Below are 20,286 nucleotides of genomic sequence, written 5' to 3' on the forward strand. Positions count from 1 at the left end.
ATGAAAACAAGCGAGTTTTACTACGATCTTCCCGAAGAGTTAATCGCCCAACACCCGGCGGATAAGCGCGACGAATCCAGACTTTTGCACGCCATGGCAAATGGCGAGGTGGAAGATTTAACCTTTAAAGACATTCTTCGATTCATTCGCCCCGAAGATGTGCTGGTGATTAATAACACGAAGGTTCTTCCCGCGCGGATTTACGGCCATCGTCCGGAAAAAGAGGAGCACATTGAAGTGCTTCTCGTAAAAGAAATCGAAAAGGATCTTTGGCAGTGCATGGCGCGCCCGGGCAAAAAGATGAAAGTCGGCGGCACCATCGAATTCGGCGAGGGCCTTACGGGAAAAGTGGAAGCGGTGACGGAAGACGGCTTGCGCCACATTCGCTTTTCCTACGAAGGCGTGTTTATCGAGATTTTGGAACGCCTCGGCGAAATGCCTCTGCCGCCCTACATTCATGAAAAATTAAAGGACAAGGATCGCTACCAGACGGTCTACGCCAAATACGAAGGCTCCGCTGCGGCGCCCACGGCGGGCCTGCATTTTACACAAGAGCTTTTGGATGCCATTCGCGCGCAGGGCACGGAAATCGCGGAGATTACCCTCCACGTGGGCCTCGGAACCTTCCGCCCGGTTAAAGTCGACGAGGTGGAATCCCACGAAATGCACAGCGAGTACTATAAAATCGACGAGAAGGCGGCCGAGGCCATCAATCGCGCCAAGAAAAACGGCGGCAGAGTCATCGCCGTGGGCACCACCTCCATTCGCACCTTGGAAAGCTGCATGCAAAAAAACGGCAAGATCTGCGCCGATTCCGACAACACGTCGATTTTTATCTATCCCGGCTACGAATTTAAAATCGTCGACGCCATCGTGACGAATTTCCACTTGCCGGAATCCACCTTGATTATGCTGGTTTCCGCTTTTTACGGAAAAGACGCCATACTGAAAGCCTATGGCCACGCCGTGAAAGAAGGCTACCGCTTTTTCAGTTTCGGCGACGCCATGTTTATAGAAAAGAGAGAATCATGAAATTTACATTAACCCATGAATCTTCGAATACGAAGGCGCGGCGAGGCGTCATCGAAACCGATCACGGAACAATCCAAACGCCGATCTTCATGCCCGTGGGCACCCAGGCCACGGTCAAGACCATGACGCCGGAAGATCTCAGGGCCATTCGTGCGCAGATTATATTGTCAAACACCTACCATTTGTTCCTGCGCCCGGGCACGGAGATCATTCAAGAGGCCGGGGGCCTGCATAAATTTATGCATTGGGACGGCCCGATCTTAACGGACAGCGGCGGCTTTCAAGTCTTCAGTTTGTCTCACCGACGGAAAATCACAGAAGAGGGCGTCACTTTCCGCAGCCATATCGACGGATCGAAGCAATTCCTTTCACCGGAAAAATCCATCGAGATCCAGCACATCTTGGGCTCGGACATTATTATGGCCTTCGACGAATGCGCGCCCTATCCCGCATCAAGAGATTATATTATGCATTCCGCCGAGCGCACCAGTCGCTGGGCCGAGCGCTGTAAGATCTACCACGACGACAAGCCGGGGCAAAACCTCTTCGGCATTATCCAAGGGGGCATGTTCAAGGACCTTCGGAGACAAAGCGCCGAGCAACTGGTGGCCATGGATTTTCCCGGCTACGCCGTGGGCGGCCTCTCCGTAGGCGAGCCCATCGAAACCATGTGCGACGTTCTGGACTACACCACGGACTTTATGCCGAAAGACAAGCCCCGCTACCTCATGGGCGTCGGGACGCCGGATTTTCTCTTTGAGGCCGTGGAAAGGGGCATCGACATGGCGGACTGCGTCCTTCCCACGCGTAACGCGAGAAAAGGCACTTGCATGACAAGCCACGGAAAGCTCGTCATAAAAAACGCCCAATACGCTCACGATTTCCGGCCACTGGACGAGGAATGCGACTGCTACGTCTGCCGAAATTACTCCAGAGCCTATATTCGCCACTTGTTTAAAGCTAATGAAATTCTCGGCATGCACCTGGCCAGTTACCACAATTTGTATTTTCTCTTAAATCTCATGGACAATATAAGAAAGTCCATAGAAGAAGACAACTTCCTTCAATATAAAGATGACTTTTACGGAAAATATGGTTATAATAATAAGAAATAGATAGGAGGTATGTATGGAATTTGGAGATGGTCTTTTCCCGCTGGGAGCGATCGGTGGGGGAAATTCAATGGTCCCTACACTCATCTCTGTCGTTTTAATGATCGCCATCTTTTACTTCGGTATTATTCGCCCGAATAAAAAGAAGGAAAAAGAAGCGGCAGAAATGATGGAGAATCTGGCCGTCGGCGACGTTATCTATACCTATGGCGGCATCGTCGGAAAGATCGTGCAGGTGAAGGCCGATGTGATCGTCATCGAATCCACGGGCATGAAGACGCGCTTGGAAATTATGAAATGGGCGGTCAAGAATGTCTTGAAACCGTCGGGACGGAAAGCTGAAAAAGAAGAAGACGAAGAGGAAGAATAGGAGCATTTTATGAAATACATAAAAACACTGACGAAACGTTCACTGCGTAAAGGTTTAGAAAAAGCCGGTTGCGGCGAATGTCAAACCTCTTGCCAATCGGCCTGCAAGACCTCTTGTACCGTCGGCAATCAAAAGTGCGAAAATAAGGACAGATAAGGTTGTGGGATTCCCACACCTTTTTCTTTTAGAAGGGGAAATTTGTGCGTAAAATTCATCGTTTTCAAGGAAATGGCAAGCATATATTACTTGATGTGGCATCGGGGGCGGTGCACGTAGTTGATCCCATGATTTTCGACATGGCCGCAGACATGTTGGATTTGTCGAAAGAGGCCATGGTGGAAAAATACACAGGTCGCTACGATCCTCGTGAGGTGGCACAGGGCTACGATGAGCTGGATTACCTTATTGAAGAGGGCCTGCTCTACTGTGAGGACACGCCGGTGGATTTAAGCGGCTTTAATCCGGACTGCCACATTAAAGCCATGTGCCTTCACGTCTCCCACGACTGTAATTTGCGCTGCGCCTACTGTTTCGCCTCTCAGGGGGATTTCCACGGCGAGCGCATGGTCATGGATCTCGAGACCGGGAAAAAAGCCTTGGATTTTCTTTTGGAAAACTCCGGAAACCGCCGTAATTTAGAAGTCGACTTTTTCGGCGGCGAACCCATGATGAATTTCGATGTGGTAAAAGAGCTGGTTAGCTACGGCAGAGAACGGGAGAAAGCCTACGGAAAGAATTTCCGCTTCACTATGACGACCAACGGCCTTTTGCTGAACGATGAAAATATCGAGTATTTGAACCGCGAAATGGCCAATGTGGTCCTGTCTATTGACGGCCGCAAGGAAATCAACGACGCCATGCGTCCCACGGTCAACAAAAAAGGCAGCTACGACACCATCGTTCCGAATTTTCAAAAATTAATCGCCTCCCGAGGAGACAAGGATTACTACATTCGCGGCACCTTTACCAATCACAATTTAGACTTTTCGAAAGACGTTATCTTGTTCCACGATTTGGGCTTTGAGAAGACCTCCATGGAGCCGGTGGTCACCGATCCCAATGAGGAATACGCCATTCGCGAAGAGCATCTGGATCAAATCCTGAAAGAGTACGAAAAGCTCAGCGAAGACTATTTGCGCATTCGCAAAGAGGATCCCGATTTTCTCTTTTTCCACTACATGATCGATCTCTCCGGCGGCCCCTGCGCTTACAAAAAAAGCATCGGCTGCGGCGCGGGAAGCGAATACGTGGCCGTGACGCCGACGGGGGATATTTATCCCTGTCATCAATTTGTCGGCGAGGAAGATTTCCTCCTGGGAAATGTGGACGATGGCATCGTGAACAAAGATCTGCAAGACCACTTCCACAAAGCCGACGTCTTTCATAAAGGGGCCTGCACCGATTGCTGGGCCAAGTATTTTTGCAGTGGCGGTTGCCACGCCAACGCCTACCACAACAACGGCGACATTTACGAGCCCTTCGACATCGGTTGCCAAATGGAGCGCAAGCGCCTGGAATGCGCCCTCAGTGTCTATGCCAATGAGCAGAGTGAAGAATGAAGTACTGGTCTATTAAAAACGAACAACCGAAAGAATCCATCGACTTTCGCGCATTGGGCCTGCAGGAATGGGAGTTTCGCATTCTGGTGAATCGCGGCGTGGACACGAAAGAAAAGATTCAAAACTATCTGCACCCTTCGATGGATCACATCCATTCGCCCATCGCATTAAAAGATATGGTAAAGGCGGGCAATCTCGTTCAGAGCGTCAAGGGAAAAATCCGCATCATCGGCGATTACGACTGCGACGGCGTCATGAGCACGACCATTCTCATGAAAGGCCTGCGTGGACTCGGCTACGATGTGGACTATCGCTTGCCCCATCGACGGGAAGACGGCTACGGAATGAAGCCCTATATGGCCGAAGAAGCCGCTCGTGACGGCGTGGAGGCGATCATTACCTGCGACAATGGTATTGCGCAGTTTGAAGCCATCCAAAAGGCGAAAGCCCTTGGCCTGAAAGTCATCGTCATCGACCACCATCAATTGGTGCGACGAGAAGGCGAGGAAGTCCTGCCCGATGCCGACGCCATTATCAATCCCCATCAAGAAGCCTGCAGCTATCCCTTCAAAGGCTTGTGCGGCGGCGCCTTGGCATATTATTTTATTAACTATCTCTATACGATTTCGGGAAATATCGAGACCATGGATAAAGACCTGATCGGTTTTGCCGCCTTAGCGACGGTGTGCGATGTCATGGAGCTTATTGGCGAAAACAGAGATCTGGTCACTTGCGGTTTGGAACAATTGAATCGTTCGCAAAACATCGGCTTAAATGCTCTGAGAGATGCAGCCGGTATAAAAGGCGACATCGACGCCTACCATCTAGGTTTTATTTTAGGTCCCACCATTAATGCGGCGGGCCGGTTGGATACGGCCGCCGACGGGGTGGAACTGTTTTTAACGGAAGACGAGGATTTCGCAAAAAAGACCGCCGCCTATTTGCGGGAATTGAACAGAAAGCGCCAAGATTTAACCACCGAAGGCCTGGCCCGTTTGGAAAAACAATTGGCCAGTCCCAAGGAAAGGGTGCAGCCCATTTACATTTTAAAAGATGAAACCATCGACGAGTCCATCGCCGGCATTATCGCCGGGCGCATTAAGGGCAAATATCATCGCCCCTGCATCGTACTTACCTCGGGCAAAGACGGTCTGAAGGGATCAGGCAGAAGCATCGACGCTTATAATATGGTGGAGCAGATCCGAAAGAGCGAAAAATACCTTTCCTCCTTCGGCGGCCACGCCATGGCCTGCGGCTTAAGCTTGAGAAAAGATCAGTTTATCGCCTTTAAGCTCGATGCCATCGAAAAAAGCGATTTGGATCCCAGAGATTTGATCCCTCGTGTGCGACTGGATACGATTATGCAGCTCGACAAGGTGAGTGCTGAAACTGTGGAGCGACTGAATCGCCTGAAGCCCTTCGGAAACGGAAATCCCAAACCGCTTTTCGGCGCAACCGGGGTCTATGTTTCACAGTACCGAATTTTAGGTAAGAATAGAAATGTAATTAAATTGGAGCTATTCTACAATCAGGCGCGCTACGACGGCATTCTCTTTATGCCGGCGGATGAATTTCTGGCCTTTGCCAATGAGGCGAAGGCACCGGACGGCAGCCTATGCATCGACATGGCCTATGTGCCCACCATCGACACATTTAATAACAGAAATACGCTTCAATTTCAAATCGAAGACTTAAGACGATCTAAACGGTGATACTATGATTGAACAATTGATTGAAAAAATCTTGTCTTACAACCCGGAGGCCGATGTAGATAAAGTTCGCGAAGCTTACGACTATGCCGAAAAACATCACGAAGGCCAAAAGCGCAATTCAGGGGAGGATTATATCGTCCACCCCTTCAATGTTGCGCTCATTTTAGCTGAAATGAACATGGACGTTTCCACGATCATCGCGGGCCTTTTGCACGATACGATCGAGGATACGGACGTCACCTACGACGATGTAAAAGAGCGTTTCGGCGAAGAAGTCGCCATTTTGGTCGAAGGCGTGACGAAATTAAAAATGCTTTCCTACCAGACCAAACAGGAAAAGCAGGCGGAAAATATTCGCAAGATGGTTTTGGCCATGGCGAAAGATATTCGCGTGGTCATCGTAAAATTCGCCGACCGCCTGCACAATATGCGCACCTTGGAATACATGACGCCGGAGAAAAAGCACGACAAGGCGCTGGAGACCATCGAAATCTACGCGCCCCTGGCGGATCGTTTGGGGATGAGTCGCGTAAAAAGCGAATTGGAAGATTTGTCTCTGCGCTACCTGGATCCCGAAAATTACTACAATTTAGTGGATATGGTGAACCGCCGTAGGAGCGAGCGGGAAGCATTGATTCAATCCTTGATCGACGACATTTCCAAGCAGTTGAAGCGCATGGGCATCGCCGCAGACATTAACGGTCGACCGAAAAACTTTTACAGCATCTATAAAAAGATGATGAAGAAGGGAAAGACCTTCGAAGAGATCTACGACCTGCAGGCCATCCGCATTCTCGTCGACGACGTGAAGGATTGCTACGGGGCTTTGGGCGTGGTACACACCATGTACAAGCCCATTCCCGGCCGCTTCAAAGACTACATTTCCATGCCGAAGCAGAATAAGTACCAATCTTTGCACACGACGGTTATCGACGACAATGGCGAAACCTTCGAGGTGCAAATTCGTACCTGGGAAATGCACAAGACGGCGGAATACGGGATCGCCGCTCACTGGAAGTACAAAGAAGGGGCGAAGAAATCCACCTCCTTCGACGAAAACTTAACCTGGCTCAGACAGCTGCTGGAATGGCAAAAGGATTTAAAAGACCCGAACGAGTTTATGGAAACGCTGAAGGTCGACTTTTTTGCCGACGAGGTCTTCGTTTTTACGCCGAACGGCGACGTCATTAATCTGCCCGACAATTCCACGCCCATCGACTTCGCCTATCGGGTGCATACGGCAGTGGGAAATACTTGTGTCGGTGCGAAAATCAACGGCCGCATCGTTTCCTTGAGCCACAAATTAAAAAACGGCGAAATCGTCGAAGTCATCACCAATAAAAATTCCGAGCCTTCTTTGGATTGGCTTTCCATCGTCGCCAGTCCCCAGGCTCGCACGAAAATAAAACAGTACTTCAAGGTCAAGGACCGGGACAAAAACATCGAAAAGGGCCGGGCCATGATCGAGCAGGAGGCGAAGCGCCTGGGCTACCGGCCGTCGGAATTTGTTCGCGACGATTGGATGGAGGACGTGCGCCAACGGCTGAAGTTCGACAATTTAAACGACCTCTATTCACAAGTCGGCTACGGCAGCATGAGTGTGCGCCAAGTGACGGCGAAGCTTGAAGAATACGCCAAGGAAGAAAAGCGCAAAGCCATGGCGGAAAATATGACCGTGGAAGACATCGCCGTACAGGAAGAGTCGAAGAACCACCGAAATGCCGGCGGCATCGTGGTGAAGGGCATCGACAATGTGAAGGTGCGCATCGCCAAATGTTGTACGCCGGTTCCGGGGGATGAGATCGTGGGCTTTATTACCATGGGTCGCGGCGTGAGCATTCACCGTTCCGACTGCATTAATCTGAAAAACAATATGAACGAAGATCGCCTTATTCCCGTGCGTTGGGAAATCGACGAAAAGGAAATGTACAGTGCGGAAATTGAAGTGCGAGCCGCAAGCAAGAACAATGTCTTGGCCGACATCGCCAATCGAATTCACGACGCCCGACTGGACATTCAAAACCTCTCCGCCAGAGAGGACAAGGACCACAATTTGATTATTCGCACGGTGGTTCGCATTCACCACATCGACGAATTGGAACGATTGTTGAAAAAATTGGAGCGTGTGGAAAATGTCTATGAAGCTTATCGGGTAAGCGGTTAAGGAGGAAGTATGCGAGCAGTTATTCAACGGGTAAAACGAGCAACCCTATCCGTCGGCGGGGAAGAAGTCTCCTCCATCGGCGGAGGCCTTATGGTCTTGGTCGGCATCACGGATTCCGATACGAAAAAAGACATGGAATACATCGGCAACAAAATCGTGGGGCTGCGCGTCTTCAATGACGAAAACGGCGTGATGAATGTCAATGTAGGCGACAGCCAGAACGAAATCATGGTGGTCAGCCAGTTTACCCTTTACGGTGACGCGAAAAAAGGCAATCGGCCCAGCTACATTCGGGCGGCGAAAGGCGAAATTTCGGAGCCCATGTACGAAGATCTGATCGCCTACATCGAATCCAAGGGCCATAAAGTCGCTCGCGGCGTCTTCGGTGCGGACATGGCCATCGATATGGTGGCGGACGGGCCGGTAACCATTTTAATCGACAGCGAAAGGAGTTTTTAATGGCAATTGATACGCTCTTAGTCGGCGGTACGACGAATTGTTACATCGTCTACGATGACGACAAAAACGGATTTATCATCGATCCCGGCGCGGAAGCTGAAAAGATCCTCGCCTACGTTAAAAATTTAGGTTTAGCGATCGAAGGGATTTTACTCACCCACGGCCACGGAGATCACATTTCCGCATTAAATAAAGTGCGCGACGCCTTGGGCGTGAAGGTTTATATGCACAAAGATGAATTGGAAAACTTCCTCAGCCAATCGCCTCAGTTTGTCGCCATGCTCGGCGGCGAGCTCCCGAACAAAAATCCCGATGTTCTCTTACAAGACGGGGATATTATTTCTTTCAAAGCAGGCGATGTGAAGGTTCTCTTTACGCCGGGTCATACGCCGGGGGGCGTCTGTTACCTATACGGCGATACGCTTTTCACCGGCGACACCCTGTTCCAAGGTTCCATCGGCCGCACGGATTTTCCCGGCGGCGACGTGGCGGCCATTATGGAATCCCTCGTCAAGCTATCGAAATTGGATGAGGATTTAAAGGTGCTTTCCGGACACGGATTTGCCACGACCATCGGCACGGAAAAACGCATGAATCCCTTTATGCGGCAGATTTTATGATTCGAATAGTTAACGGCACAGATTCGGAGTTGCACACATTTTACGAGCTGCTTCGAATCTATTTTCCTGCTTACGAGACATCCGGCGAGCTGTTTTTAATTATCGACACGACAGCTGAAAATAAACACGTAACCTTAATAATCGACGACGATCAATACGAGAACACCTTTGGCGGCACCGACGAATATGAGTTGAAGCGAAAGATCAGCGCCTGGATCGCATCGGAAGTGGATCATCCGAACAAAGAGCCCTCTCTTTGGGGAAGCTTAACAGGGACCCGGCCCATTAAATTTTTGCAAAAGCATCGACGAGAATTAGGCGACGCCGGTGTGATGAAGCTTTTGACGAAGGATTACCTCATCGATCCCGACGTGGCGTCTTTACTGATGCGCATTGCGAAGCGAGAAAGCGCCCTGATCGGCGAAAATTGGGGCCGTGGCTATTCGTTGTATATTCACATTCCCTTTTGTCCGACGCGCTGCGAATACTGCAGCTACCCCACCATCGGCAGCGACAACAAAGAGGCCGTGCGAATTTACATGGATTATCTCTTAAAGGAGCTGTCCTTCGTTCTTAATAAAATGGGCACTTCACCGGAGACCATCTACATCGGCGGCGGTACCCCCACGTCCATTCCCGTGGCGGATCTTGAGAAAATTTTTCAGGAGCTTCGCCATTTGACGCCGAAGGAATTTACCCTGGAAGCCGGCAGGCCCAAAACCATTACGACGGAATTGGTGGACATGATTCGCGATTATCCCGTGACGAGGATCAGCATTAATCCCCAGACCATGGTGGATCGCACGCTGAAGGCGGTAAAACGGCCGCACAGCGCCGAAGATATTTTAACGGCCTACGAATTGGTGCGGAAAAAGACCGATCTTCAGGTGAATATGGACATGATCTTAGGTCTCGGCGACGAAACCGTAGACGATGTGGACTATACCTTAAATAAGCTCTGCGCCCTGGAGCCGGAGAATATTACCGTCCACATGCTGTCTTTGAAAAACGGTTCGAAGCTTTTTGAAAACAACAGCGTTTTTGTAAAAAACACGCGCTCCATGGAAAGCTACGCCATGGGTTTTTTGAAAGAAAAGGGCTACCATCCCTACTACCTGTATCGGCAGAAGCGGATTTTAGGCAACGGTGCCAATATCGGCTACGCAAAAGATGGCACGGAATCTATCTACAACATGGTCATGATGGAAGAAATTCATACCGTCGTCGGCGTGGGCATGTCCGCCACGACGAAACTGGTGGACTCCCGGGGAAATACCATTCGAAAATTTTCAAATTTCAGAAACATGCGGGACTACACGGACCGCTTCAGCGAGGTGCTTAAGAAGAAGGCGAAGTATTTGGGAGACGTACTATGATATTAAAAAAACTCTTAGACGCCATAGAAATCATTGATAAAAAAGGCGTCATCGACGAGGATCACCTCGTCGAACACATTTCCAACGACTCGAGAGAAATCGGCGAAGGAGATATTTTCGTCGCCATGAAGGGAGTTTTGGCCGACGGCCACGATTACATTCAAAAAGCCAAAGAAAAGGGCGCCGCCTTGGCCGTGGTCGATCACTTCACCGACGACGAGATACCGCAGATTTTGGTAAAAAATCCGCGAATCGCCCTGGCCGATTTGGCATGCACGTTTTACGATCATCCGTCGAAGGAAATGAAGGTGTTCGGCGTCACGGCCACAAACGGCAAGACCTCCACGGCCTATATGATTCGCGACATATTCAAGGAGGCGGGCTATGAGGTCGGCGTCGTCGGCACGGTGGAAGTGCAGTACAAAGACGTGTCCATTCCATCCATTTTAACGACGCCGGAGAGCATTCATCTGCAAAAGCATTTGCGCGACATGGCGGACGTTGGCGTGGAAGTGGTGGTCATGGAAGTGTCCTCTTCCGCCCAGGAACTATACAGAAGCAGGGGCATCGACTACGATATTGTAAGCTTCAACAATATTTCCGTGGAGCACTTGGAGCAACACGGCACCTTTGAAAACTACTTTCACTACAAGAGCCGCTTGATTCGTCACGCCGACGAGAAGACGGCGGTCATCCTGAATGTCGACGCGCCCCTTATCGAAGGGCTGATTGAAAAGACGAATGGCGACGTGTTTACGGCGGGCATCGAAAAAGACGCATCCATTGGCATCGAGGCCATTGATTTGTCCACGGGCTTTGCGAAATTTAATTATGTCGTGCGTAGGGCCCATCACAGCGAGCGTTGGTCTTTGGAGCCCATGGTACTTCCCATTCAATTGGAAGTCGCCGGTTACCACTCCGTATTAAACGCCATGATCGCCATTACTTACGGTTTGTTGGAAGGCGTGGATGGCGCGGTGATTCAAAAAGCCATGCAAAATTTTTCCGGGGTCGAAAGACGCTTCGAATTGATCTATAATAAAGAGTATATGATCCTGGACGATCACTTTGCCAATGAAAAAAACATCGCCGTCACCCTGGAAACCTTGTGTCACATGGAATACAAGAACCTCCACCTTCTCTACGCCGTGCGAGGCGGAAGAGGGACTGAGTTAAATCGCGACAATGCCTTGGAAATGGTTAAGTGGATGCACAAGCTTCCCCTTAAGACCTTTGTAGCTACCAGGAGCGAGGAAGTGGTTACGAAAAAGGACGCGGTAACGGATGCGGAATTGGCCGCTTTTAAGGAAGTCATGGCCGATGCCGGTTACGACGTGCCCGTGGTGGACGATTTAAAAAGCGCCATCGATGCGGTATGGAGTAAGGTCGGAGAAGAGGACGTCTTTTTACTGGCCGGTTGCCAAGGTATGGATCACGGCGCCAAATACGTGTGGGAGGCTCTGGCCGAAGAATCAACAGGCGACGAGAAATCCTATTGGATGAAGAAAATAGAAAACAGAATTTGCTAGGAGGCATCATGGGAGAAGCATTAGGCGGATTAAAACGCAGTCATTTTTGTGGAAATTTAAGAGAAGAACAGATCGGTGAATCCGTAACCCTTATGGGCTGGGTGCAAAAATCCAGAAATCTCGGGTCCATTGTCTTTGCTGATCTTCGCGATTACACGGGGATTGTCCAAGTGGTATTCGACGGGGACACGGACGAAGCCATTTTCGAAAAGGCGACGAAGCTTCGCTCGGAATTTTGCGTCGCCGTCGTAGGCGCCGTTCGCATGAGGAGCTCCGTGAATGAACATATTCCCACCGGCAAGATCGAAGTGTTGGCTTCGGAATTAAAGATCTTATCCGAATCCGATGTCCCGCCGATTTACGTCAAAGACGACGACGATGTTTCCGACGACTTGCGCTTAAAATACCGTACCCTGGACTTGAGAAAGCCCCGCAGTCAGTCGATTTTACGCACCCGTTCTCGGGTATATAAATTAACGCGGGACTTCTTCGACAGCGAAGGCTTCGTGGAAGTTGAAACGCCTATGTTAAATAAGCCCACGCCGGAAGGGGCGCGGGACTACTTGGTGCCCAGCCGCATTCACGACGGGGAATTTTATGCCCTGCCTCAATCGCCGCAACTTATGAAGCAATTGCTCATGGTGGCAGGCTTTGATCGCTATATTCAAATCGCCCGCTGCTTCAGGGACGAAGATTTGCGCTTCAACCGTCAACCGGAATTTACGCAAATCGACATGGAACTGAGCTTTGTGGAAGCGGAAGATGTCATCGAAGTCAACGAACGGTATTTAAAGATGCTTTTTAAAGAAGTTCTGGGCAAAGACTTGGCCGTTCCCTTCGATCGCATGACCTATCAAGAGGCCATGGATCGCTACGGTGTGGATAAGCCCGACGTGCGCTTCGGCATGGAATTAAAAGACGTCTCCGATTTAGTAAAGGACTGCGGCTTCAAGGTATTTACCTCTGCCGTGGAAAGTGGCGGCAGCGTCCGCGCCATCGTCGTAGAAGGCGGCGCCGATTTCTATTCCCGCAAGAAGATCGACAAGCTTGAGGCCTTTGTGAAAGACTTCAAAGCCAAGGGTCTGGCATGGGCCAAGGTGAAAGAAGACGAAATTCAATCGCCGATTTTAAAATTCATCGGCGATGAAACCATGGATAAAATCCTGGAAAAACTTGAAGCCAAAGCCGGCGATTTGGTGCTTTTCGTGGCCGACAAAAATGCCACGGTCTACGCCGCCCTGGGTAATTTGAGAAACCACATTGCCGATGAAATGGGCATGATCCCCGAAGATGTCATCGCGCCTTTGTGGATCGTGGAATTCCCCTTGTTCGAATACGACGAGGAAGAAGGCCGCTACGTGGCCATGCACCATCCCTTCACATCGCCCATGGACGAAGATTTGGATAAACTGGAATCCGATCCCGGCGCTTGTCGCGCAAAAGCCTACGACATCGTCATTAATGGCGATGAAATGGGCGGCGGATCCATTCGTATCCACGACAGCGAGATTCAATCCCGCATGTTCAAGGCTTTGGGATTCACCGCGGAAGAAGCTGAAGAAAAGTTCGGCTTCCTCATCGAGGCCTTCCGCTACGGCGCGCCGCCGCACGGAGGCTTGGCCTACGGACTCGACCGCTTAATCATGCTTTTAACCGGTGAAAAGAACATGCGCCACGTCATCGCCTTCCCGAAGACCCAATCCGCCAGCGATTTGCTCACCGGAGCACCGGTATCCTTACCGGAAAAACAATTAGAGGAAGTTCACATTCGCGTTATAGAGGAGTGATCTTATGATCCAAATCGGACACATTTTATCCGTAAAAGACGGATTCGCCTATATGGAAGTAAGCAGAAAGGGCGCTTGCGGCTCCGCCTGTGCGGTCTGCGAGAGCACGGCCTGTGAATCGAAATCGGAATTTATTTCCGTTCCCAACGAATTAAATGCCGAAGAAGGGGACAGCGTGGAATTGTTCGTCAACGACAATTTCGTGCTCCACTCCATTTACAAACTCTACGGCATTCCCTTGATCGCCTTTTTACTGGCCATCGGCCTGGGGCAATTTATTCTCCCCGATCCCATGGAGAGAAGAGATCTCTATATCTTTATTTTCGGCGCCCTGTCTCTCGTCGTTAGCTACTTTATCCTGCGAACCGTCGACAAGAAACACGCCAATGAAGCCCGGCCGAAAATGGTTCGAATTCTTTAAACAAAAAATCCATGCTGCGAGGCATGGATTCAGACTGCAGACAAACTCCGAACAAAACTCGGGGTTTGTCTCTTTTTTATGTATTTTTGGCTCTATAATATCCATTGGGGAGTAAGCTCCTCAATGGATATTTTTGTGCAAAAAGATAGCACTTGTTTTCCCTATCGCCTAAAATTAAATCACCACAAAATAATAAAGGGGGTCAAACAAGTGCAAAACAATATTACCACATTACTTTTAGGAATCCAAGACGTCGAGGTTACCGCTGTTTTAGAAGAAAGACGGCTCATTACCATTGACTGCAAACCCGTTCATGATCGGGTTTGTCCTCACTGTGGCTCGACCCACGCTTGGGTCCACGATCACCGGAAGCAAGTGCTTCGGGACGCACCGATGCGCCGAAAGCACGTGCTTCTGCGGGTTAAGAAGACACGGTATGATTGCAAGGATTGCGGGGCGCGCTTTGAGGCACCTCTTTCCTTTGCCGCCAAGGGCAAGCAGATGACAAAGCGTTTAATTGCTTATGTGGNGCGTTTTTCTTCATAGGACTTGGTATGCCTTGTTTTTCCGCGATGTCTTAATTTTCTAATACATCCTCTATTGCCCCTAGAGAGATTCGGCTCGTCAAAAAGGCCGGAATAAATGGCTCGATAGATTGTAGTGAAGCTAATGCTATAAACACTCTCTTCGTATTTTAATCGGGCAGCGATCTGTTCCGGAGACCACTGATGCTCTAAGAATAGAGACTTTACCTTTTGGAAAAGGACGGCATCGTCTAACTTCTTTTGGGGACGACATGCTTTTCTTCTAGTGGTGTAAAGTGCCTGTGCATCACAAGGTAAATAACTACCTTGTAAAGAGTTTCTCTTTAACTCACGGCAAATTGACGACTTGTTGCGTCCTAATTTGATGGCTATCTCAGATTGATTTAAGCCGATATCCATATAATGCTTTAGCAACTCACGCTCTTTTAGTGTAAAATGAGAATAATGATTCATCGTTCCTCCTGGTTGATTGGTTTTCGTCGACACAATTTTACCAGAAAACGGTGGATCATTTTTTGTTGCACTTAGATTGTAAATTCAAGGTGCAAAAAGATAGCACTTGTTTTCCCTATCGCCTAAAATTAAATCACCACAACATAATAAAGGGGGTCAAACAAGTGCAAAACAATATTACCACATTACTTTTAGGAATCCAAGACGTCGAGGTTACCGCTGTTTTAGAAGAAAGACGGCTCATTACCATTGACTGCAAACCCGTTCATGATCGGGTTTGTCCTCACTGTGGCTCGACCCACGCCTGGGTCCACGATCACCGGGAGCAAGTCCTTCGGGACGCACCGATGCGGCGCAAGCACGTGCTTCTGCGGGTTAAGAAGACACGGTATGATTGCAAGGATTGCGGGGCGCGCTTTGAGGCACCTCTTTCCTTTGTCGCCAAGGGCAAGCAGATGACAAAGCGTTTAATTGCTTATGTGGTGGATGCTTTTCGGGATATTCGTTCTGTGTCGGAGTTGGCGCGGGAAGTGGGCATTTCAACGACGAGTATTTTCCGTATCGTGGCTTGTCTGTTTGTGCCCCGTCAACGGCTGCCTCGCGTCTTTTGCATCGACGAGTTTAAGGGCGATAGCGGCGGAAGCAAGTACCAAACCACCTTGGCCGATGGGGAGGCCCATCGAATCATCGATATCCTTCCGACGCGCTACGGCAAGGATTTAGCCGCTTATTTCTCTTCCATTGATCGAGCGGAACGACGCGGCGTCGAGATCTTTGTCAGCGATATGTGCGGCACCTTTAAAGGCGTGAGAGAAACCTTCTTTCCACAGAGTACCCATGTCATTGACCGCTACCATTTCATCCGCCAAGTCCATTGGGCCTTGGAAAATGTGCGGAAGCGGGAACAGAAACGGATGACGGCGACGGAAAGAAAATGGTTTAAACGAAGCCGCAGCCTCCTAAAAAAGCCGGCGAAAGACCTGACCGAAGCAGAGAAAAGCCTTGTCGCCACCATGCTTGAAAAGAGTGATGCCATTCGAACCGCCTACGTCCTAAAAGAAGGCTTTTACACCTACGTCCTTTCTCAGAAAGACAAAGAAACAGCGAGTGTGGCTCTTTCAAAGTGGATGGAAGAGGCAAAGAAAGGCGGGCTAAAGGAGTGGCGCTACTGCTTGCGCGCCTACAAAAACTGGTTCGATGAGATTACCAACAGCTTTGATTACCCGTGGAGTAACGGCTACGTGGAAGGAACGCACAACAAGATCAAGACGGTGAAGCGCGTGGCCTTTGGGATGCAAAACTTTCATCATTTCCGAACAAAACTGCTTTTTGTCTGTTCGAAAGATCGGTGATGAATGGCATTTGGGAAAACAAAAAGGAGCCTAGTTTTCACTAGACTCCCCAATGGTTGACATAGAACCTTTTTTATTCAAATGCATGGTATTTGCCTTTGACGCAAATGCCTTTTATTTTTCCCTTAAACGTCTTTCCGATCAGGGGAGAATTGTGGCTTTTGCCGCGGAAGAAGGCCTCGTCTACCGCGGTTTCGCCTTCGGGATCGAAGAGCACGAATTCGCCGCCGGCGACGCCTTTGTGGGGCAGCTTGTAAAAGTCCGCCGGGATTTTCGTCATGGCGGCGATAAGGTCTTCCAATGTGCATTTCTCCTTAAGCACCAACTCCGTGTAGAGGAGCACGAAGGCGGTCTCGAGACCCGTGATGCCCGAGGGGGCGTTTTTCAGGGGCCTGTTTTTTTCCTCCGCTGTGTGAGGCGCGTGGTCCGTGGCGATGCAGAAGTTTTCGTGGCCGATAAATTTCGCAAGATCCGATGCGTCCATGGCGGTGCGCAGAGGCGGATTCATTTTCGCCAAGGTGCCGTAAGTCTTCACGTCCTCCCCGGTCATGGTCAGGTGGTGGGGCGTGATCTCGCCGAGCACCTTGGCCCCGGACTCGGCGAAGGCGGCCACGAGGCGGGCGGTGAGGGCGCAGGAAATGTGCTGAATGTCAAGTTTCGCCCCCAGGTAATGGGCCAGGGAAAGGTCCCGGGCCGAGAGGCTGTATTCCGCCATGGCCTCGGCGCCTTTAAGGCCGAAGGCGGGGGCAAAGCGGCTGTCCACCCCCGGATTTTTCACATAGGCGGGATCTTCTTCGTGAAGGCTCACGGGCAGATCCAAGGCTTTGGCCCGAAGGAGGCCTTCTTTTAACAGGTCCATATTATCCACGGGAAAGCCGTCGTCGGAAAAGCCCACGGCCCCGAGGCGCGCCGCCTCTTCCATGTCCACGAGCACTTCGCCCTTGAGGTCCTTCGTCAGGGCGCTCACAGTGTAGGCGTGAAGGGGCAGCGCCTTTGCCCGGGCGTAGAAATCTGCGATGGCTCCTCCCGTCATAACGGGTTTCGTGTTGGCCATGGCGAGAATGTGGCCGTAGCCGCCGTGTAGGGCCGCCGCGGCGCCGGTGTCCAAGGTTTCTTTTTCTGTAAAGCCCGGGTCCCTTAAATGGACGTGCACGTCCACAAAGGCGGGAAAGGCCATCAGGCCCTCGCCGTCGACGGTTTTATCCGCGCCTTCCACGGGGACGGTGAGGGTGGCGGTTTCGTATCGCCGGGACACGGGATCGATGATGCGAACATTTTTTACGGTAAGTGTAGCCATGGCTCCTCCTAACGACGGAAACAATTCTGTGATAGAATACAATTGCAAACGGGGTATGAATACAGTAATGAATAGAGGTGGATTATGAAAAGATACAAGGCATTTGACGTGGTCGGTCCCATTATGGTGGGGCCTTCCAGCTCCCACACGGCGGGAGCCTGCAAGATCGGAAACGCCGCATTGGCCATTAGCGGAGACAGCCCCTTTCACAAGGTGCGCTTCAATCTCCACGGCTCCTTTGCCTCGACCTATCGCGGGCACGGCACGGACATGGCCCTGGTCGGCGGCATCTTGGGCATTATGCCCGACGACGAACAGCTGAGAGACAGCTTTAAAATCGCCGAGGAAAAGGGCTTGGCCTACGAATTTGTGGAAACGGATTTAGGGGATCGCCACCCGAACTCCGTAGAGATTATTTTCTTCTACGACAATGGCGGCCATTTGTCCGTCACGGGATCCTCCATCGGCGGTGGAAATATGCTCATCGTCGCCATTAACGACATCGAAGTGGCGTTTAAGAATCAATACCCTACCCTTATTTTACAATATCAGGAACAAAAAGGGGTCATCGCCCTGGTTTCTTCTATATTAACGGACAACGACTACAATATCGAAACCATGGTCACCAACAAAATCGACGAAACGGTGACCTTGGTCACGGAGATCACCCACTCGGTGGATCCCGCCATTTTGGAGCCGATCCTCAAGGATCCCCGCTTTGAATTTGCGAAATACGTGGACATTATTAAACCCATGCAAGGGAGACACCATGATTAAAACGGCAAAGGCATTGATCGAATTATGCCGAGAAAAAGACTGGAAGATTTCGGATTACGTGCTGGAAGAAGAGTCCAGAGGCGACGAGGAAAAGAAGGCCGCCATCTTAAAGGAACTGCACCACATGCTGGGCATTATGAAGGAATCCACTTCCCGCACCTTGGAATCGGGCACGAATTTAAACCACGATTTAATTAAGGACTTCGGGAAAAAGACCTGGGAGTATTCTAAGAGCGGCAAGAAATTCGTCACCGACGAAAAGACTTTGCGCGCCATGGCGCGGGCCTTCTCCACCTTTGAATCCAATGCAAAGATGGATGTGATCGTGGCGGCGCCCACGGCGGGCAGTTGCGGCATCGTGCCGGCGGCTTTGGTGACGGCGGCGGAAGACATCGACGCCTCCGACGACGAATTGGTGGAAGCCCTTTTAACATCCATCGGCATCGGCCAATTTATCGCCGGCTACGGCACCTTCGCCGGAAGTGAAGGGGGCTGCCAAGCGGAATGCGGTGCGGCCTCTTCCATGGCGGCGGCGGCTTTGGCGCAGCTTTACGGCGGCGATGTGGAAACCTGCCTAAATGCGGCCTCCATCGCCATCGTGAACATCTTGGGCTTGGTCTGCGACCCCTTGGGCGGCCTGGTTCAATACCCCTGCACCTTCAGAAACGCATCCGGCGTCTCCAACGCACGGGTCAGCGCCGACATGGCTCTGGCCGGAACGTACAGCATCATTCCCTTCGACGAAGTCTGCAAAGCCATGAAAGAAGTGGGCGACGCCATGCCCGCCTCCCTCCGCGAAACGGGGATCGGCGGTTTGGCTGGCACGGACACGGCAAAAACCCTCTGCGGGAAAATCTTCGGTAAATAAATCTAACCTTTGGTAAAGAAAGGTAAAATAAAGCCGCCCCGCCCTTTTTTCCTCAAGCCTTTCGGGTACAATAGGAACAAGAAAACAATTCCGACACCAAGGAGGCAATTATTATGATTACCATGGAAAAAATCGACTACGTGATTTCCGTCACCGGGGCAAGCTACGGCGACGTGCGGGAGGCTCTGCTTTCCGCCGACGGCGACGTGGATAAAGCCATTCGCCTGCTCATGGGCGAAGAAAGAGCCGAAGAAGAACAAAAGGAAAGCTTCAATTTTAAAGACGACAAAAAGACCCGAGTGGAAGACATTTCCGACACCATCTCCAATTTCGGCGAAGAAGTCATCGACGCCGTGAAAGATTTCTGGGAAAAAGGCAACGCCACCAAACTCGTGATCATGGACGAAAAAGACGAAGTGATCTTAAACGTCTCCATGAACCTGGGCGCCATCTGGACGGTGATCGCACCGGTTGCGGCCCTTATGGGCGTGGGCATCGGCATCATCAGCCGCTGGGAATTCTACATTTATCTGGACGACGGAAAAGTCATCAACGTCAAGGACTACATCACCAAAAAACACCGCATGCGGTAATAACCGGCGCAGCGCCTTCGGGGGCTGCGTTTTTTGTACTCGAAAATTCGCCATAAAAAGCCCTCGCCGCTTCATCTAGAGTGACCCCATAAAGTTGGACTTAATCGAGTAAGCATTTCGCTTGCTCGATTTTGTTTTACATACTCTTCTTTCTATGCAGATTTCATTCGTTCACGGTATTGCTTCGGACTCAAGCCACCCAACTTTTCTTTGATTCGATCGTTGTTGTAGTAGCGGATGAAACGTTCGATGGAACGCAC

General features: G+C 50.6%; 20 protein-coding genes and 1 pseudogene. 18 read left to right on the forward strand and 3 right to left on the reverse strand.

The features are described 5' to 3' along the window. The 14 genes from queA (at position 1) to OCV31_RS04290 (ending at position 14,687) form a co-directional block, all read left to right on the forward strand. A complete protein-coding gene (gene queA / locus OCV31_RS04225) occupies positions 1 to 1,032 on the forward strand; it encodes a tRNA preQ1(34) S-adenosylmethionine ribosyltransferase-isomerase QueA (RefSeq protein WP_148472926.1) in 1,032 nt (343 codons plus the stop codon). Next, positions 1,029 to 2,147 (forward strand): tRNA guanosine(34) transglycosylase Tgt, encoded by a 1,119-nt coding sequence (gene tgt, locus OCV31_RS04230; RefSeq protein ID WP_148472928.1) that lies wholly within the window; start codon positions 1,029 to 1,031, stop codon positions 2,145 to 2,147. The genes queA and tgt overlap by 4 nt, the downstream gene beginning before the upstream one ends. Positions 2,148 to 2,160: 13 nt before the next feature. After that, positions 2,161 to 2,514: a preprotein translocase subunit YajC gene (gene yajC, locus OCV31_RS04235; protein WP_199909584.1), complete on the forward strand. Its 354-nt coding sequence runs from the start codon at positions 2,161 to 2,163 to the stop codon at positions 2,512 to 2,514. 9 nt (positions 2,515 to 2,523) lie between these two features. After that, positions 2,524 to 2,670, forward strand: a complete 147-nt coding sequence (scfA, locus tag OCV31_RS04240; protein ID WP_077075141.1) for a six-cysteine ranthipeptide SCIFF — start codon at positions 2,524 to 2,526, stop codon at positions 2,668 to 2,670. 44 nt (positions 2,671 to 2,714) lie between these two features. Then, positions 2,715 to 4,073: a thioether cross-link-forming SCIFF peptide maturase gene (gene scfB, locus OCV31_RS04245; protein ID WP_148472930.1), complete on the forward strand. Its 1,359-nt coding sequence runs from the start codon at positions 2,715 to 2,717 to the stop codon at positions 4,071 to 4,073. Then, complete coding sequence (gene recJ, locus OCV31_RS04250; RefSeq protein ID WP_148472932.1) at positions 4,070 to 5,785, forward strand: single-stranded-DNA-specific exonuclease RecJ; 1,716 nt, start codon at positions 4,070 to 4,072, stop codon at positions 5,783 to 5,785. The genes scfB and recJ overlap by 4 nt, the downstream gene beginning before the upstream one ends. Before the next feature lie 4 nt (positions 5,786 to 5,789). Then, the gene (locus tag OCV31_RS04255) at positions 5,790 to 7,949 is read left to right on the forward strand and encodes a RelA/SpoT family protein (protein ID WP_148472934.1); all 2,160 of its coding nucleotides are present in this window, start codon (positions 5,790 to 5,792) and stop codon (positions 7,947 to 7,949) included. A gap of 9 nt (positions 7,950 to 7,958) precedes the next feature. Then, on the forward strand, positions 7,959 to 8,408 hold the full coding sequence (gene dtd / locus OCV31_RS04260; protein ID WP_148472937.1) for a D-aminoacyl-tRNA deacylase: 450 nt from the start codon (positions 7,959 to 7,961) through the stop codon (positions 8,406 to 8,408). Further along, positions 8,408 to 9,028: an MBL fold metallo-hydrolase gene (locus OCV31_RS04265; protein ID WP_148472939.1), complete on the forward strand. Its 621-nt coding sequence runs from the start codon at positions 8,408 to 8,410 to the stop codon at positions 9,026 to 9,028. Before dtd ends, OCV31_RS04265 begins: the two co-directional genes overlap by 1 nt. Then, positions 9,025 to 10,404 (forward strand): coproporphyrinogen dehydrogenase HemZ, encoded by a 1,380-nt coding sequence (gene hemZ / locus OCV31_RS04270; protein WP_148472941.1) that lies wholly within the window; start codon positions 9,025 to 9,027, stop codon positions 10,402 to 10,404. The genes OCV31_RS04265 and hemZ overlap by 4 nt, the downstream gene beginning before the upstream one ends. Beyond that, positions 10,401 to 11,933: a Mur ligase family protein gene (locus OCV31_RS04275; protein WP_148472943.1), complete on the forward strand. Its 1,533-nt coding sequence runs from the start codon at positions 10,401 to 10,403 to the stop codon at positions 11,931 to 11,933. The genes hemZ and OCV31_RS04275 overlap by 4 nt, the downstream gene beginning before the upstream one ends. Positions 11,934 to 11,941: 8 nt before the next feature. Continuing rightward, positions 11,942 to 13,720 (forward strand): aspartate--tRNA ligase, encoded by a 1,779-nt coding sequence (gene aspS, locus OCV31_RS04280; protein ID WP_148472945.1) that lies wholly within the window; start codon positions 11,942 to 11,944, stop codon positions 13,718 to 13,720. A 4-nt stretch (positions 13,721 to 13,724) separates the two neighbouring features. Next, positions 13,725 to 14,141, forward strand: coding sequence for a SoxR reducing system RseC family protein (locus OCV31_RS04285; protein ID WP_148472947.1), 417 nt, complete (start codon positions 13,725 to 13,727; stop codon positions 14,139 to 14,141). Between the two features lie 123 nt (positions 14,142 to 14,264). After that, positions 14,265 to 14,687: a transposase family protein gene (locus OCV31_RS04290; RefSeq protein WP_267303801.1), complete on the forward strand. Its 423-nt coding sequence runs from the start codon at positions 14,265 to 14,267 to the stop codon at positions 14,685 to 14,687. Here the strand turns inward: OCV31_RS04290 and OCV31_RS04295 are convergent. After that, positions 14,672 to 15,139: pseudogene (locus OCV31_RS04295) on the reverse strand (transposase); the annotation flags it as partial. The gene OCV31_RS04290 and the pseudogene OCV31_RS04295 sit on opposite strands and share 16 nt — an antisense overlap. Positions 15,140 to 15,189: 50 nt before the next feature. On the opposite strand from OCV31_RS04295, the gene OCV31_RS04300 reads away from it, so the two are divergent. Beyond that, the gene (locus tag OCV31_RS04300) at positions 15,190 to 16,491 is read left to right on the forward strand and encodes an ISL3 family transposase (protein WP_267303802.1); all 1,302 of its coding nucleotides are present in this window, start codon (positions 15,190 to 15,192) and stop codon (positions 16,489 to 16,491) included. A gap of 73 nt (positions 16,492 to 16,564) precedes the next feature. Here OCV31_RS04300 and OCV31_RS04305 read toward each other — a convergent pair whose 3' ends face one another. Beyond that, entirely contained in the window at positions 16,565 to 17,788 is a 1,224-nt protein-coding gene (locus tag OCV31_RS04305; RefSeq protein ID WP_148472956.1) for a dihydroorotase, read from the reverse strand. Positions 17,789 to 17,872: 84 nt separating this feature from the next. Between OCV31_RS04305 and sdaAB the strand changes: the two genes are divergently transcribed. From sdaAB to OCV31_RS04320, 3 genes are all read left to right on the forward strand, one after another. Beyond that, positions 17,873 to 18,565, forward strand: coding sequence for an L-serine ammonia-lyase, iron-sulfur-dependent subunit beta (sdaAB, locus tag OCV31_RS04310; protein WP_148472959.1), 693 nt, complete (start codon positions 17,873 to 17,875; stop codon positions 18,563 to 18,565). Further along, positions 18,558 to 19,433: an L-serine ammonia-lyase, iron-sulfur-dependent, subunit alpha gene (gene sdaAA / locus OCV31_RS04315; protein ID WP_108831544.1), complete on the forward strand. Its 876-nt coding sequence runs from the start codon at positions 18,558 to 18,560 to the stop codon at positions 19,431 to 19,433. The genes sdaAB and sdaAA overlap by 8 nt, the downstream gene beginning before the upstream one ends. A 113-nt stretch (positions 19,434 to 19,546) precedes the next feature. Next, entirely contained in the window at positions 19,547 to 20,026 is a 480-nt protein-coding gene (locus OCV31_RS04320; RefSeq protein WP_148472961.1) for a DUF4342 domain-containing protein, read from the forward strand. Positions 20,027 to 20,178: 152 nt separating this feature from the next. Here OCV31_RS04320 and OCV31_RS04325 read toward each other — a convergent pair. After that, positions 20,179 to 20,286 (reverse strand): IS3 family transposase (locus OCV31_RS04325; protein ID WP_267303804.1); only part of this gene is annotated, 108 nt, incomplete at its 5' end.

It is taken from the genome of Aedoeadaptatus acetigenes (assembly GCF_025566985.1).
Taxonomy (GTDB): domain Bacteria; phylum Bacillota; class Clostridia; order Tissierellales; family Peptoniphilaceae; genus Aedoeadaptatus; species Aedoeadaptatus acetigenes.

What these genes read in the sequence shown, in the direction of transcription:
- dtd (WP_148472937.1), top strand. Translation starts at nt 7,959, where the DNA reads ATGCGAGCAGTTATTCAACGGGTAAAACGAGCAACCCTATCCGTCGGC.
- hemZ (WP_148472941.1), top strand. Translation starts at nt 9,025, where the DNA reads ATGATTCGAATAGTTAACGGCACAGATTCGGAGTTGCACACATTTTAC.
- OCV31_RS04285 (WP_148472947.1), top strand. Translation starts at nt 13,725, where the DNA reads ATGATCCAAATCGGACACATTTTATCCGTAAAAGACGGATTCGCCTAT.
- yajC (WP_199909584.1), top strand. Translation starts at nt 2,161, where the DNA reads ATGGAATTTGGAGATGGTCTTTTCCCGCTGGGAGCGATCGGTGGGGGA.
- OCV31_RS04320 (WP_148472961.1), top strand. Translation starts at nt 19,547, where the DNA reads ATGATTACCATGGAAAAAATCGACTACGTGATTTCCGTCACCGGGGCA.
- OCV31_RS04255 (WP_148472934.1), top strand. Translation starts at nt 5,790, where the DNA reads ATGATTGAACAATTGATTGAAAAAATCTTGTCTTACAACCCGGAGGCC.
- tgt (WP_148472928.1), top strand. Translation starts at nt 1,029, where the DNA reads ATGAAATTTACATTAACCCATGAATCTTCGAATACGAAGGCGCGGCGA.
- scfA (WP_077075141.1), top strand. Translation starts at nt 2,524, where the DNA reads ATGAAATACATAAAAACACTGACGAAACGTTCACTGCGTAAAGGTTTA.
- queA (WP_148472926.1), top strand. Translation starts at nt 1, where the DNA reads ATGAAAACAAGCGAGTTTTACTACGATCTTCCCGAAGAGTTAATCGCC.
- recJ (WP_148472932.1), top strand. Translation starts at nt 4,070, where the DNA reads ATGAAGTACTGGTCTATTAAAAACGAACAACCGAAAGAATCCATCGAC.
- aspS (WP_148472945.1), top strand. Translation starts at nt 11,942, where the DNA reads ATGGGAGAAGCATTAGGCGGATTAAAACGCAGTCATTTTTGTGGAAAT.
- OCV31_RS04265 (WP_148472939.1), top strand. Translation starts at nt 8,408, where the DNA reads ATGGCAATTGATACGCTCTTAGTCGGCGGTACGACGAATTGTTACATC.
- OCV31_RS04305 (WP_148472956.1), bottom strand. Translation starts at nt 17,788, where the DNA reads ATGGCTACACTTACCGTAAAAAATGTTCGCATCATCGATCCCGTGTCC.
- sdaAA (WP_108831544.1), top strand. Translation starts at nt 18,558, where the DNA reads ATGATTAAAACGGCAAAGGCATTGATCGAATTATGCCGAGAAAAAGAC.
- sdaAB (WP_148472959.1), top strand. Translation starts at nt 17,873, where the DNA reads ATGAAAAGATACAAGGCATTTGACGTGGTCGGTCCCATTATGGTGGGG.
- OCV31_RS04275 (WP_148472943.1), top strand. Translation starts at nt 10,401, where the DNA reads ATGATATTAAAAAAACTCTTAGACGCCATAGAAATCATTGATAAAAAA.